This window comes from Polaribacter sp. WD7 (genome assembly GCF_003335085.1).
In the GTDB taxonomy this organism is placed as follows: Bacteria; Bacteroidota; Bacteroidia; order Flavobacteriales; family Flavobacteriaceae; genus Polaribacter.
In genome coordinates this window covers 184,956-198,839 of the sequence record NZ_QPEJ01000016.1, presented here as the reverse complement: position 1 = coordinate 198,839, position 13,884 = coordinate 184,956, and the positions used below count along the sequence as shown (strand labels likewise).

Annotated in this window: 12 protein-coding genes; 7 read left to right on the top strand and 5 right to left on the bottom strand. The window is 29.4% G+C overall.

Annotated elements, in window-relative coordinates:
- Positions 1–37: 37 nt before the first annotated feature.
- Positions 38–832 (bottom strand): hypothetical protein, encoded by a 795-nt coding sequence (locus DUT90_RS04910; RefSeq protein ID WP_114425950.1) that lies wholly within the window; start codon positions 830–832, stop codon positions 38–40.
- Between the two features lie 118 nt (positions 833–950).
- Here DUT90_RS04910 and DUT90_RS04905 point away from each other — a divergent pair, with 118 nt between their 5' ends.
- The 4 genes from DUT90_RS04905 to DUT90_RS04890 all read left to right on the top strand — a co-directional run bounded on the left by DUT90_RS04905 (position 951) and on the right by DUT90_RS04890 (position 5,635).
- On the top strand, positions 951–1,913 hold the full coding sequence (locus DUT90_RS04905) for a DUF368 domain-containing protein (protein WP_114425949.1): 963 nt from the start codon (positions 951–953) through the stop codon (positions 1,911–1,913).
- Positions 1,913–2,920: a DUF368 domain-containing protein gene (locus DUT90_RS04900; protein WP_114425947.1), complete on the top strand. Its 1,008-nt coding sequence runs from the start codon at positions 1,913–1,915 to the stop codon at positions 2,918–2,920. Before DUT90_RS04905 ends, DUT90_RS04900 begins: the two co-directional genes overlap by 1 nt.
- Positions 2,901–3,659 carry a shikimate dehydrogenase gene (locus DUT90_RS04895; protein ID WP_114425945.1) on the top strand — a complete coding sequence of 253 codons (759 nt, stop codon included), beginning with the start codon at positions 2,901–2,903 and terminating at the stop codon, positions 3,657–3,659. The genes DUT90_RS04900 and DUT90_RS04895 overlap by 20 nt, the downstream gene beginning before the upstream one ends.
- Before the next feature lie 101 nt (positions 3,660–3,760).
- A complete protein-coding gene (locus DUT90_RS04890) occupies positions 3,761–5,635 on the top strand; it encodes a DUF349 domain-containing protein (RefSeq protein ID WP_114425944.1) in 1,875 nt (624 codons plus the stop codon).
- Positions 5,636–5,712: 77 nt separating this feature from the next.
- Here DUT90_RS04890 and DUT90_RS04885 read toward each other — a convergent pair whose 3' ends face one another.
- Both DUT90_RS04885 and DUT90_RS04880 read right to left on the bottom strand, forming a co-directional pair.
- Positions 5,713–6,486 carry a zinc ribbon domain-containing protein gene (locus DUT90_RS04885; protein WP_114425941.1) on the bottom strand — a complete coding sequence of 258 codons (774 nt, stop codon included), beginning with the start codon at positions 6,484–6,486 and terminating at the stop codon, positions 5,713–5,715.
- 2 nt (positions 6,487–6,488) lie between these two features.
- Positions 6,489–7,583 (bottom strand): Nif3-like dinuclear metal center hexameric protein, encoded by a 1,095-nt coding sequence (locus tag DUT90_RS04880; RefSeq protein WP_114425940.1) that lies wholly within the window; start codon positions 7,581–7,583, stop codon positions 6,489–6,491.
- Between the two features lie 72 nt (positions 7,584–7,655).
- Between DUT90_RS04880 and lpxK the strand changes: the two genes are divergently transcribed.
- Positions 7,656–8,687 (top strand): tetraacyldisaccharide 4'-kinase, encoded by a 1,032-nt coding sequence (lpxK, locus tag DUT90_RS04875; protein WP_309477130.1) that lies wholly within the window; start codon positions 7,656–7,658, stop codon positions 8,685–8,687.
- A 93-nt stretch (positions 8,688–8,780) separates the two neighbouring features.
- Here lpxK and DUT90_RS04870 read toward each other — a convergent pair whose 3' ends face one another.
- Positions 8,781–9,494 (bottom strand): YebC/PmpR family DNA-binding transcriptional regulator, encoded by a 714-nt coding sequence (locus tag DUT90_RS04870; protein WP_114425938.1) that lies wholly within the window; start codon positions 9,492–9,494, stop codon positions 8,781–8,783.
- 117 nt (positions 9,495–9,611) lie between these two features.
- Here DUT90_RS04870 and DUT90_RS13475 point away from each other — a divergent pair, with 117 nt between their 5' ends.
- Positions 9,612–11,168 (top strand): ThuA domain-containing protein, encoded by a 1,557-nt coding sequence (locus tag DUT90_RS13475; protein WP_258848499.1) that lies wholly within the window; start codon positions 9,612–9,614, stop codon positions 11,166–11,168.
- Positions 11,169–11,491: 323 nt separating this feature from the next.
- Positions 11,492–12,619, top strand: coding sequence for a T9SS type A sorting domain-containing protein (locus DUT90_RS04860; RefSeq protein WP_114425936.1), 1,128 nt, complete (start codon positions 11,492–11,494; stop codon positions 12,617–12,619).
- Positions 12,620–12,698: 79 nt separating this feature from the next.
- Here DUT90_RS04860 and DUT90_RS04855 read toward each other — a convergent pair whose 3' ends face one another.
- Positions 12,699–13,883 (bottom strand): acetate/propionate family kinase, encoded by a 1,185-nt coding sequence (locus DUT90_RS04855; RefSeq protein WP_114425934.1) that lies wholly within the window; start codon positions 13,881–13,883, stop codon positions 12,699–12,701.
- Position 13,884: the final 1 nt, after the last annotated feature.

The following is a 13,884-nucleotide window of genomic DNA, read 5'->3' as shown; positions in this document are numbered from 1 at the left end:
TTTGATGTCCCATCAAACGGTTTTTTTATTAATAAATTTATTCTTTTAAAGTTATAGTTCTTTTAACTTTATTGAAAGTGCCATCTATAAAATTACCCTCTGCATCTATAAGTTCTAATTCTATAGTTACTTCTCCTTTAGGTAAACCTTTAATTACTTGAGGTGCCCATTCTGTAATAAGAAACTCTTTACCGTTAATGGTAGCTTTAACTTTATTACCAGTTTCTGAAAGCGTTGTATTTAATACAAAGAAATCTAGCATTAAAGATTCTGTATCCTTACCAGAGTACGTTCCTTTAGGTCTACTGTATATTAGTGTTGGTGCTTCTGCATCAATACCTACAGTGTCTTTTGGGTTGGTACCCACTTCTACTTTTTTTACAACTACAGAGTTATCATTTTTAACAGATTCATGATAAGAACGACTTAAAAAAGCAACCAAATGATGCACTCCAGCAGGTAATTCTTTTGTAAAGTTAGGGTCGTAATGAGCAGAATAAGGTTGGTTATTCAAAATAAAATGAATGTGTTGTCCTTTTCCAGAATTAGCTAACAAACTAGCGTTTGGACTATCTGTTTGAGCACCTAGTTCGTAGTTGGCAACCTCAAACTTAAAATCTAAAGGTCCTTCTTTTAAGTTTTTTGTATCAGTAGGCTCTTTTAATCGTAAAACTGCATTTTCATATGCGGGCGAGTCAGTCAATTTTTCTATTGTAATTGCACTTGTTTCAACTTTTTCTGTTTCAACGTTTTCTTTTTTCTTTTCGTTTTTACAAGAACTGAATAAGGCGAGGGTACAGATAAATAGTACCGTACTTTTCAAAAATTTCATATGTGTATAATTTAAATTTGTTAGTATATTAATTCAAAGATACTGATAATGAAAAATGATTTTAGTTAACATTTCTCTAAAATCTGTTATCTTCGTTTTTTAAATTTAAAATACTATAATGCAAAGAAATCTTAAAGATTATATCGTAATAGGTTTAAAAGGAATGGGTATGGGTGCTGCAGATGTTGTTCCTGGAGTTTCAGGAGGAACAATAGCCTTTATTTCTGGTATATATCAAGAACTCATTGAAACTATTGATAATCTCGGAATAGGTATTTTAAAGACATGGAAACAAGAGGGGTTTAAAAAAATGTTTGAGGTGTACAACCTTGGATTTTTGATAAGCCTTTTTTTAGGAATTTTCACAAGTGTTATTTCGCTGGCAAAAGTCATTTCATTTTTATTAGAAAATCACCCAATACTAGTTTGGTCCTTCTTTTTTGGTTTAGTTTTGGCAAGTATTTTATATGTAGGTAAACAGATAAAAAAATGGAATATAAGTATTGTTTTATTTATGCTTATAGCAACTGCTCTAGCTTATTATGTAACTATAGCTACGCCTTCTATAGCACCAGATGAACTGTATTATTACCTTATTTCTGGAGGAATAGCAATCATAGCAATGATATTACCTGGTATTTCAGGATCATTTATATTGGTTTTGTTAGGTTCATATGGTATTGTCTTATCAGCACTAACAAATTTTATAGAGGCTTTATTATCTGGAGAATGGCAACAAGTTAAAACCAATTTTATTAAAGTTATTACTTTTATTATAGGATGTTTAGTAGGTTTAAAGTTGTTTTCTAAGGTTTTAAAATGGATGTTTACTCATAAGAAAGATTTGACATTAGCAGTATTAACGGGTTTTATGATTGGTTCATTAAATAAAATTTGGCCATGGAAAAAAGTGATATCAACAAGAATTGATAGACATGGAGAGGAAGTTCCATTATTAGAAAAAAGTATTGCCCCTTTGTCTTTTGAAGGAGACGCTCAATTGATGTTTGCAATACTGTTAGCAATACTAGGTTTTGGTTTGATTTTACTTATGGAAAGAATAGCAATTCAAAAAAAATAATGCAAAGAAACAGACCTTTTTTAGAAAAACTCTATCTTTTTTTAAAAGGGTTAACCATGGGAGCTGCAAATAAAGTTCCTGGAGTTTCTGGAGGAACAGTATCTTTTGTTTTTGGTTTTTATGAAGAACTTATTTATTCTTTTAGAAAAGTAAATACTATTGCACTAAAATTACTATTAAACGGACGTTTCAGAAGCTTTTATAACTACATAAATGGTCAATTTTTACTCCTAATTATGGGAGGAAGTATCTTTAGTTACTTTAGTATTTCTTTAGTTTTAGATTATTTGTTAGTTTATTACGAATTGTATGTTTGGAGTTGGTTTTTCGGAATGATTATTGGCTCAATTTATTATATAGGCAAAGATTTTGGCGATTGGAATTTTAAAAATACAACCTCATTAATTATAGGGGCTTCTGTAGGTTTAGGTATTAGTTTTTTAACACCAGCAACAGAAAATGATAATCTTTGGTTTGTTTTTATTTGTGGCATTGTAGGAGTATCAGGAATGACCTTCCCTGGGCTTTCAGGATCATTTATTTTAATTTTAATGGGTAACTATGTTTTACTTTTGATAGATTCTGTAAATGAACTTTTTTATATTATTACAAATTTGGCATCTGGAAATTTCAAGGTCTTATCAGATCCAATACGCGTTAGATATTTAAAAATTATTAGTGTATTTACAGCAGGTTCTGCCTTTGGTTTAATAGCTATCTCACATGTTTTAGGTTATGTTTTAAAGCGCTACAATCAAATTGTAAATTCAATAATTATTGGTTTTATAACAGGGTCCTTAGGCATAGTTTGGCCATGGAAAAAAACAGTATATTTAAAAGAAAATGGAACATTTTTAATAGATAAAAAAGGAAATAAAATTGTAGAAAACTATCAACGTTTTATTCCAGATTTAACAATAACAGAAACTTGGTTTGCAATATTTTATATTGTTTTCGGAATCGGACTAATTTTAGCAATAGACTATTATGGAAGAAAGAAAAAATAAATTATTTGGATTGTTGGGTAAGAATATATCGTATTCTTTTTCTAAAGGATATTTTAAAGAGAAATTTGAAAAATTAGGATTAAAAAAACATAAGTATGTCAATTTTGATATTCAAACAATTGATGATTTTCCTAAAGTTATAGAAAAAAATGACGACTATCTAAAAGGGATGAATGTTACTATTCCCTACAAAGAAGAAGTTATACAACATTTGAGTAAGTTAGATAAAACTGCAAAAAAAATAGGAGCAGTAAACACCATAAAGTTTACAAAGAGAGGTGACTTAAAAGGATACAATACAGATGTTGTTGGGTTTGAAAATTCCATAACTCCGTTTTTAAAAAAACATCATAAAAGAGCTTTAATTCTTGGTACAGGAGGTGCTTCAAAAGCTGTGGCTTATGCATTGAAAAATAATGATATCAAAGTTAAATTTGTATCTAGAAAGCCTTATAAAGAAAATATGATTTCATATAAAGATCTTACCCAAGAGATACTAAAAAAATACAATGTAATTGTAAATTGTACACCTTTAGGTACATTTCCAGAAATCGAAAAATGCCCAGATATACCTTATCAATTTATCACAAAAAAACATTTGTTATACGATTTAATTTACAATCCAGAAGCAACAACCTTTTTAAAAAAAGGACAACAAAATGGAGCAACAATAAAAAATGGATATGAAATGTTACAGTTGCAAGCAGAAGAATCTTGGAGAATTTGGAATGAAGACTAATTTTATTTAACACAAACATCATTTGTAAATTCACTTTGTAGTCATTATCTTTATGCATATATAATAATAGTATTATATAACAGACCTCAAACATTGTAGATATGTTAGATAAGAATGATGAAAATAAAGGAAATATAGTAGAAAATATTTCTGAAAAAAAGCAACAAGACGCAGAAGTCTCTAATACAAGTGATAAAGCTGAAGAAGCTGTAGATGAAATAGAAAAATCCATGGCAGAAGAAGCAGAAAAAGATGTTTCTAAGGAAGATGAAGTACCAAGTCTGGATTATAGTATTCTTAGTTTAGAAGAACTTGTTGCAGAACTCAAGAAAGTATTATCTATTAATCCAGTTCAGAAAATAAAAACTCAAGTAGAGGGTATTAAAAGTAGTTTTAATCAGAAATTTGGAACACTTTTAGCAGAAAAAAAGACTGCATTTTTAGAGACGGGAGGTAACTCAATCGACTTTCAATTTTCTAGTCCTATAAAAACAGAATACAATACCTTACTTTCTGACTACAAAAAGAAAAGAGACGCATACTATAATAATTTAGAGAAACAATTATCTGAAAATCTAGAGAAAAGGTTTACTGTTATAGAACAACTTAAAAATTTGATAGAAGATGCAGATGCATCTACCATGTACAAGCAATTTAAAGAGTTGCAAGATGCTTGGAGAGCCATTGGCCCAGTCTCTAAAAACAGATATAATGATACTTGGAAAACCTACCATCATCATGTAGAACGTTTTTATGATTTATTACATTTAAGTAATGATTTTAGAGATTTAGATTTTAAGCACAATTTAGAAGAAAAGCTAAAAATTATACAAAAAGCAGAAGCACTATCAGAAGAAAAAGACATAAATATAGCTTTTAAAGAGTTACAAGATTTACATAAAATCTGGAAAGAAGATATTGGTCCCGTTTCTAGAGAAATGAGAGAAGAGGTATGGCAAAAGTTTAGTGCAGCAACTAAAAAAATTCATGATAAAAGACATGACCATTTTAGAGAAATGCGTTCTAAATATCAAGAAATTATTGAAGCTAAATTAGCCATTATAGATAAAATAAACACTTATGATACTTCCAATAATTTGTCTCATAATGATTGGCAAAAAAGTATTAAAGAAATAGAAGTTTTAAGGCAAGAATATTTTAATGTCGGAAAATTGCCCTATAATAAAAGTGAAGAAGTATGGCAAAAATTTAAAGGAGCAACAAAGAAGTTTAACAGTGCTAAAAATGCATTTTATAAACTGGAAAAAAACGGACAGCAAGAAAATTTAAAAAGAAAAATAGCACTTATTGAAATTGCAGAATCTTTAAAAGATAGTGAAGACTGGGTAGAGGCAACCAATACAATGAAAAAAATTCAATCTGATTGGAAAAAAATTGGTCATGTACCTCGTAAATTTTCTGATGATATCTGGAAACGATTTAAAGCAGCCTGTAATCATTATTTTGATAGACTCCATGAGCAAAAAAATGTACTAAATAAAGAGCAACAGAAAATCGTTGATATTAAAAAAGAATTTTTAGAAAAATTAAAGATTACAGAAAAACCTACAAAAGAAGGTGTTCTAGAAGCTATTAATACCTGGAGAGATTTAGGAAAGTTGCCAAGAAATGCACGTCATTTAGAAGGTAAGTTTAATAAGCAAATAGACAAGTTATTAGAAAGCTTATCAATAGATAAACAAGAAATAACCATGTTAAAATTTAAAAATGTTGTTGATGGTTATGCTGCAGATAATGATATTAGAAAATTAGATTCTGAGCAATTGTTTATTAGAAAAAAGATAGATGAAATTGTTAGGGAAATTCAACAACTAGAAAATAATTTAAGTTTCTTTTCTAATGCTAAAGATGATAATCCTTTAGTTATCAATGTTAAGAATAAAGTAAAAGAGTTTAAAGTAGATTTATCTGTTTGGAAAGACAAGCTAAGTTATCTAAGAAAATTAGATTATTAGATGGTATAATTTTACTTTTTGATATAAAAAAACTCGAAGCTTTAAACTTCGAGTTTTTTTATGTATTTATACAAAGATTAAGAAAATAATTGATTCATCTTTTCTTTTTCTTCATCAGCTAACGCAGCGTCTACTAAAATACGTCCACTATGTTCATCTATAGTTATTTTTTTTCTGTTCGCAATTTCTAACTGTACTTGTGGCGGAATTGTAAAATAAGACCCTCCAGAAGCACCTCTCTCAATAGCAACTACAGCTAAACCATTTTTTACTTTGTTTCTAATTCTTGTGTAGGCAGAAAATAAATGCGCATCTAAAGATTTTGAAAACTCATCAGATTTTTCAATCAACAATTGCTCTTCTTTTTCAGTTTCCTTTAAAATAGCGTCTAATTCGGCTTTTTTATGACCTAAGTGTTGCTCTTGCTTTGCTAATTTTTCTTTAGTACCATCAATTACTTCTATTTTTTGAGCAATCTTAGCTTTGTATTCGTTAATTCTTTTTTCAGCCAATTGAATTTCCAATTCTTGAAATTCAATTTCTTTAGCTAAAGAATCAAATTCTCTGTTATTTCTAACATTTTTTTGTTGCTCTTCGTATTTTTTCATTAAACCGTTAGATTCTTCAATCGCTAATTTTTTATTATTGATATCTGTTTCTAAGTTTGCAACATCTTGGTTTAAGTTTGCAATACGTTTGTTTAAACCGGCAACTTCATCTTCTAAATCTTCAACTTCTAAAGGTAATTCACCTCTAACGCTTCTAATTTCGTCAATTCTTGAGTCTATTAACTGTAAATCGTATAAAGCTCTTAATTTTTCTTCAACCGAAACTTCTTTCTTCTTTGCCATTGTTAAATGTAATATATAGGATTTGTACTTTTTTCTGATAAAATGATTGCAAAATTACTAAATTTTTTTGTAAGATAGTCAACCAAAAGGTTTTTTGTAAACTGTTCACTTTCATAATGACCAATATCTGCCAAAAGAATAGTGTTTTCTGCTTTAAAAAAATCATGATATTTAAAGTCAGCACTTACATAAGCATCTGCTTTTGCTCTTTTAGCGTTTTCTATAGCAAAACTGCCAGAGCCACCTAAAACTGCTACTTTTTTTATTTTTTTATGTAGCAAGTTAGAATGACGTACACAGTTTGTGTTCATGGTTTTTTTTAAGAAAACTAAAAAATCTTTTTCATCCATTGCTATTGGTAATTCTCCTATCATTCCTATACCTATGTTTTGGTGCGTATTTTCTGTACTTACAATTTGGTAAGCTACTTCTTCATAAGGATGATGTTCTTGTAAGGATTTTAAGATAGATGCTTCGTTTTTACTTTCAAAAATTACGGAGATTTGAACCTCTTTTTCAGTATGTATTTTCCCTTTTTCTCCAAGGGTAGGGTTTGAGTTTTGGTTACCCCTATAGGTTCCTTCTCCTAATATATTAAATGAGCAATTATCATAATTACCAATATTGCCAGCACCAGCTTCAAAAAGTTTTTTTCTTAACATATCTGCATCACTTAAAGGAATATAAGTTGTTAGTTTTTTTATCAGGTGTTTTTTAGGTATTAAAATAGATGTGTTCTGTAACCCAATAACTTCACACATTTTTGCTGAAACTCCTTGTTTGCTATTATCTAATGCAGTGTGAGTTGCATAAATAGCAATATCGTTTTTTATAGCTTTTAAAATCACCCGTTCTACATAAGAGTTTCCGTTTAATTTTTTTAGTCCGCTAAAAATTATAGGATGAAAACTTACAATTAGGTTACAGTTTTTTGCAATAGCTTCATCTATAGTTTCTTCTAGAGTATCTAGGGTAACTAAAACACCAGAAACTGTGGTATTGTAATTTCCTACCAATAGACCTACATTGTCAAAGTCTTCTGCATATTGCAATGGTGCCAATTCCTCTAGGTAATTTGTAATGTCTTTTATTTTCATAAAAACAGTTTGTATAATTATCAAAGTTAGTATTTTCAATCCATCAATCCATAAAAATGGTTTATTTTCGTAATGATGAAAATTTTACGCTATTTATTATTTCCTTTTGCTATTCTTTATGATGTCATAACTCGCATACGAAATTTTTGTTTTGATGTAGGTTTTTTTAAACAAACAAGATTTAAAATTCCTGTAATAGTAGTGGGTAATTTAAGTGTTGGTGGTACAGGAAAAACTCCTCAAGTAGAATATTTAATTCGTCTACTAAAAGACAGTTACAAATTAGCCACGGTAAGCAGAGGATATGGTCGAAAAACAAAAGGGTACTTTTTAGCAAATAATACGCATACATCTAAAGATATAGGTGATGAGCCTTTACAATACTTTAATAAATTTGATACTGTTAATGTGGCTGTTGCAGAAAAAAGAGTACTAGGGATTTCTAATATTTTAAGAAATACTTCTTCTGAGATTGTTTTGCTAGACGATGCTTATCAGCATAGAAATGTAAAAGGAAGTTTTTATGTATTACTAACCAAATATAATGACCTGTTTGTAAATGATTTTTTATTACCCACTGGAAATTTAAGAGAATCTAAAAAAGGGGCTCAAAGAACAGATGTAATTGTGGTTACTAAATGTCCCAAAAACTTAAAAGACAGATCAAAAAAAGCGATACAATACAAGTTAAAAAAATACAATAAAAAAATATTTTTTACTACTATTTCTTATGATGAGACAACTTCTGGGAGTGAACAAATTTATGTAAATGATTTAAAAAATTATACAGTTTTACTTGTAACAGGAATAGCAAATCCGTCTCCTATGTTGTCTTTTTTAGAAGAAAAAGAAGTTCGTGTTAGGCATTTAAAATTTCCAGATCATCACGCATTTTCAATAAAAGAAATACAAACAATTACAACAAAGTATCATAAACTCAAAGCTTCAAAAAAAATACTGTTAACTACAGAGAAAGATTACGTTCGCTTATCTACACAAATAGACAATATTTCTTTTTTAGGAATCAAAACTTCTTTTTTAGACAATAAAGGTAAAGAGTTTGATGAGCTTATTATGCGTCACATACAACAAAACCAACGTTAAAAACGTTGGTTTCTTTCTTGATTTTTGTTAGAAGTGTCTTTTTAGGAGACTTCAATTATAAGACCCATCAATTTTTATAAAGTCACAAAAAAGTTATTCTTCCATTGAATGATATACATTTTGAACGTCATCATCTTCTTCAAGACGTTCTAATAATTTGTTAACGTCTTCTTTTTGTTCTTCAGTTAATTTAGTTGTAGTGGTTGGTATCCTTTCAAAACCAGATGATAAAATTTCAATATTATTTTCTTCAAAGTAACTCTGTAATGATCCAAATTGTTCAAAAGGAGCATAGATAATAACCCCTTCTTCATCATCAAAAACTTCTTCTACTTCAAAATCTATCAATTCTAACTCTAATTCTTCTAAGTCAGAAATATTTTCTTTACTAACTGTAAAATTACAAGTATGATCAAACATAAAAACTACAGAACCAGAGGTCCCTAGGTTACCATCACACTTGTTAAATGCTGCTCTTACATTGGCAACTGTTCTGTTGTTATTGTCTGTAGCAGTTTCTAAAAGTATTGCAATACCATGAGGCGCATATCCTTCAAAAAGAACTTCTTTATAGTTGGCAGTATCTTTATCAGATGCTTTTTTAATAGCTCGCTCTACATTATCTTTAGGCATATTAGCAGCCTTAGCATTTTGTATTACAGCACGTAAACGAGAGTTTGTCTCTGGGTTAGGGCCACCTTCTTTTACAGCCATTACAATATCTTTACCAATTCTGGTAAACGTTTTAGCCATGGCTGACCAACGTTTCATTTTTCTTGCTTTCCTAAACTCAAATGCTCTACCCATTCTTGAAAATTGTTTTAATTAAAATGCAGACAAATGTAAAAATTAACCGATGTTTTTGCAATTTTATAAACACTTAATTCTTAACAAGAAAAAGTATATTTACCAAAAAATAAAACAATGGTAAAAAAAAGGATTATATTACTAATTGTTTTGGGTATAGGTATGCAAACCTTTTTTGCTCAAAACTCAATAAATGTACTTGTATACTCTAAAACTTCAGGCTTTAGACATAGGTCTATTCCTACAGGAAAACAAGCTTTTAAAACATGGGCAACTCAAGAGAATTGGAATATTCAGTTTTCTGAAGAACCATCTGATATTACTACAGAAAAATTGAATAACATAGATGTTATTGTTTTTTTAAACACAACACATGATGTTTTAGATGAAGCTTCTAGAAAAGCATTTAAAAAATACATTCAAAACGGAGGTGGTTTTGTAGGTTTGCACGCTGCAACAGATACAGAGTTTCATTGGCCATGGTATTATCAAATGATTGGGGCATATTTTAAAAATCATCCAAAAGTACAATCGGCAAGATTAAATGTTCATAAAGGTTGTAACCATCCATCTATAGCTCATTTTGAAAATACCTTTACTGTAAAAGATGAGTGGTACAATTTTACAAAAGATGTTTTACCAAGGGTTAACGTCTTATTGACTTTAGATGATACATCTTATGAAGGTAAAAAGAAAGATAAATCCCATCCAATTTCATGGTATCATTACTACGAAGGCGGACGTGTTTTTTATACAGGTATGGGGCATACCAATGAAATTTATGCAAATCCTGATTTTATAAAACATGTTAAAAATGGAGTTGAGTGGGCTGCAAAGAAAATTGATGTTCCGTTAAAAAAAGGATGGCAAAATTTATTAGATAAAGATCTTAGTAAGTGGGATGTTTTTATAGGTTCTCCTCATAAATCTATTGCTATTGAAGGTGTTGAGAAAAGTGATGATGGTAAATCTGGCAAACCTTTAGGTATTCATAATGATCCCAAAAAAGTTTTTTCTACACTAGAGGAAAATAAAGAAACAATTCTTAAAATATCTGGCGAAATTTATGGAGGATTATCTACAAAAGAAGAGTATGGTAATTACCATTTGAAGGCGAAATTTAAGTGGGGAACTAAAAAGTGGGAACCTAGATTACAACGAAAAATGGACAACGGTATTTTGTATCATTGTCAAGGGGTTTTAGGTGCATTTTGGAATGTTTGGATGTATAGTTTAGAGTTTCAGGTACAAGAAGGAGATTGTGGAGATTTTTATGCATTAGGAGATGTGTACGGAGACGTGCCCTCTGAAAGAAAAAAAACAAGTTCAGGAAAAAAACAATTTGTGTATAATCCTAAGGCAAAATTACATTCTTTTAAAAGTAAAAAATTTGCTTCTTCTTATGTAAAAAGAAATAAATCTTTTGAAAAGCCAAATGGAGAATGGAATACTTTTGAATTGATTTGTGTAGAAGATACCAGTTTGCATATCGTAAACGGTCATGTAGTTAATGTTGTTAAAAATGCACGTTATGATATTGATGGAAAAACAAGATCTATTAGCAGCGGTAAAATTCAAATTCAATCTGAGGCTGCAGAAGCTTATTATAAAGATATCATTATTAAGCCGATAGTAAAGTTTCCAAAAAAATACAAAAGACAAGCTAAATTATAATTTATAGCCCTTTTACTGTTAAGAGGGCTTTTTTATGATTTAACGTGAGTTTGTATAAAAAACTTTGTTTATCTGGTCATTACTATTTTTATGGTTTAAGACGAATGCCATTTTGATTGAAATGGAGAAATTTTGCTATGGATATGAGATTTCTCAACTACACTTTGTTTAGTTAAAAATGACAATCATCTATTTTTCAGTTAAATAACACTTGTATAATAGAAAAGTTATATCGAACTCACGTTAATTTACCTATTTGTAGGTATCAAAAAAATGAGTGGTAGTAGTTATGTTTGAAAAAAATAATTCAAACTTAACTAATCATGAAAAAAATTACATTTTTATTTTTGTCTTTGGCGGCTTTTTCAGTGTTTGCCCAAGACGTTTTAACATCTACTACTGATGAATTTTTTGATGGTTCTACATGGACTATAAACTCTAAAACAGAGTATACTTATGATACTAAAGGTAACGTAGTTATAGAGAAATATTTAAGCGATAATAATGCTGACGGTAACCTTGATGTATTAGAAACAACTACATATACTTATAATAGTTCAAATAGAGTGATAGAAGAAAATTTTGGAGATTTTAGAAATGAATATACATATACGAATAATTTACCAACACTAGTAATTTCTTTTGAGTTAGAAGATGGTAATTGGGTACGAGAGTCTAGAATAGAGATTTCTTATAATCAAAATAGAATAGATAGTTACATATTATATGGTTGGAATGGGCAAGCATGGGTTTTAGAGGATGAAAAATCTGAAAGATTAAAATATATTTATACGGGAGTTAATTTAACGATGATAACCTCTGAGGATTATGAAGATGGAAAATGGGTTAATGGAGGGAAAGATGAATATACTTACGATACTAATAATAGATTAATTAAAGAAGAATTTTTTAGTAGTGATGATAATGGTTCTTTTAAATTAGAAGAATTTTATAATTATTCTTACGATTCTAATAACAATGTTATAAGAGAAACTGGTGGATACTCTGATCGAGGAACTATTGTGAATTTTAAACCTGATACATACCAATACGATACAACTGTTTTAATGAGTAATGTTATACATCCTTTTAATGATAAGTATGGTGTTGAAATTTTTCCTGAGGAGAGCGATAATTTTGTAAACAAGATTCTAAATAAAACATCTGAAGACAGTAGAATAATTTATAACTATAACGGAGCTACAGCTAGTAGAGACGAATTTAATTCATTTGCATTTAAAGTATACCCAAATCCAACAACTTCTAAATTAACTATTGATGATACAGGTTTTTCTTTAGAAAATATGGAAGTTTATAATATTTTAGGAAAGAAAATTATGTCATCTTTCTCTAATAGCATAAACCTAGAAGATATTGATAGCGGGCTATATATCTTAAAAGTAAATACGATTGATGGGAGAATTGCTACAAAAAGAATTGTAAAAAAATAGAGAAAAATTTTATGATGAAAAAGACTATTCACGATTTTAAAATCCTGGATGGTCTTTTTTTTTGAAAAATGAGACGTACTTATTTTAGTAAATCATAAGATTGTTTTGCAATTTCAACTTCTTCATTGGTTGGAATCACAACTATTTTTACTTTTCCTAAATCTTTTTGAATTTCTCTTATTTCTTTAGATCTAAGGCAGTTTTTTTCTTCATCTAAATCAATTCCTAAAAAATCTAAATTTTGGCAGACTAATTTTCGCATTAAATCAGAGTTTTCTCCAATTCCTGCTGTAAAAACAATGGCATCCAAACCGTTTAAAGCAGCGGCAAAAGCCCCAATGTATTTTTGAATTCTGTAAGCGGCAAGTTGTAGGGCGTTTTTGCAATCTTCATTGCCATCAGATGCTTTTTTAGAAATTTCGCGTAAATCAGAAAATCCTGATAAACCTAACATTCCAGATTCTTTTTGCAAAAGAGTATTTACTTCTTGGGCAGTTTTGTCTAACTTTTTCATTAAAAAGAAAATTACAGAAGGGTCTATATCTCCAGAGCGAGTTCCCATAATCAATCCGTTCATAGGACCAAATCCCATAGAAGTATCAATTGTTTTTCCGTCTTTTATTGCTGCCATACTACAGCCATTACCTAAATGTATGGTAATAATTTTAGAAGATTTTTTATTTACTAAATCAATAGCTTTTTCAGAAACATATTTATGGCTTGTACCATGAAAACCATAAGCTCTAATATGATGTTTATGTAAAAACACATTCTTAATTGCATATTGATATGCTTTTTGTGGCATTGTTTGATGAAAAGCGGTGTCAAAAACTGCAATTTGTTTTGCGGAGGTAAAAATGGTTTCTGCAATTTCTATTCCTGTTAAATTTACAGGGTTATGTAGTGGAGCTAAATCAAACAATTCTCTAATGTTGTCTTTTACTTCTTGAGTTACCAAGGTAGTTTTACTAAATTTATTGCCACCATGAACCACTCTGTGTCCAACCGCTGTTATATCATCAACAGTACTAATTACCCCAATTGATGTATCTAACAACGTTGCTGTAATTTTTTGTAAACCTAGTTTATGATCTGTTATGGGTAATATTTTAGTATATTTTTCACTATTTTTTTGATGAGTAAAAATAGCATCATCAAAACCTATTTTTTCTATCAAACCTACACATTTTACTTTTTGAGAAGGCATTTCTATCAATTGATATTTTAATGATGATGATCCTGCGTTTAAGACTAAAATGTTCATG

Excerpts from the sequence above, each read along its gene's own strand:
- DUT90_RS04910 (WP_114425950.1), bottom strand. The coding sequence starts at position 832 with ATGAAATTTTTGAAAAGTACGGTACTATTTATCTGTACCCTCGCCTTA.
- DUT90_RS04905 (WP_114425949.1), top strand. The coding sequence starts at position 951 with ATGCAAAGAAATCTTAAAGATTATATCGTAATAGGTTTAAAAGGAATG.
- DUT90_RS04900 (WP_114425947.1), top strand. The coding sequence starts at position 1,913 with ATGCAAAGAAACAGACCTTTTTTAGAAAAACTCTATCTTTTTTTAAAA.
- DUT90_RS04895 (WP_114425945.1), top strand. The coding sequence starts at position 2,901 with ATGGAAGAAAGAAAAAATAAATTATTTGGATTGTTGGGTAAGAATATA.
- DUT90_RS04890 (WP_114425944.1), top strand. The coding sequence starts at position 3,761 with ATGTTAGATAAGAATGATGAAAATAAAGGAAATATAGTAGAAAATATT.
- DUT90_RS04885 (WP_114425941.1), bottom strand. The coding sequence starts at position 6,486 with ATGGCAAAGAAGAAAGAAGTTTCGGTTGAAGAAAAATTAAGAGCTTTA.
- DUT90_RS04880 (WP_114425940.1), bottom strand. The coding sequence starts at position 7,583 with ATGAAAATAAAAGACATTACAAATTACCTAGAGGAATTGGCACCATTG.
- lpxK (WP_309477130.1), top strand. The coding sequence starts at position 7,656 with ATGATGAAAATTTTACGCTATTTATTATTTCCTTTTGCTATTCTTTAT.
- DUT90_RS04870 (WP_114425938.1), bottom strand. The coding sequence starts at position 9,494 with ATGGGTAGAGCATTTGAGTTTAGGAAAGCAAGAAAAATGAAACGTTGG.
- DUT90_RS13475 (WP_258848499.1), top strand. The coding sequence starts at position 9,612 with ATGGTAAAAAAAAGGATTATATTACTAATTGTTTTGGGTATAGGTATG.
- DUT90_RS04860 (WP_114425936.1), top strand. The coding sequence starts at position 11,492 with ATGAAAAAAATTACATTTTTATTTTTGTCTTTGGCGGCTTTTTCAGTG.
- DUT90_RS04855 (WP_114425934.1), bottom strand. The coding sequence starts at position 13,883 with ATGAACATTTTAGTCTTAAACGCAGGATCATCATCATTAAAATATCAA.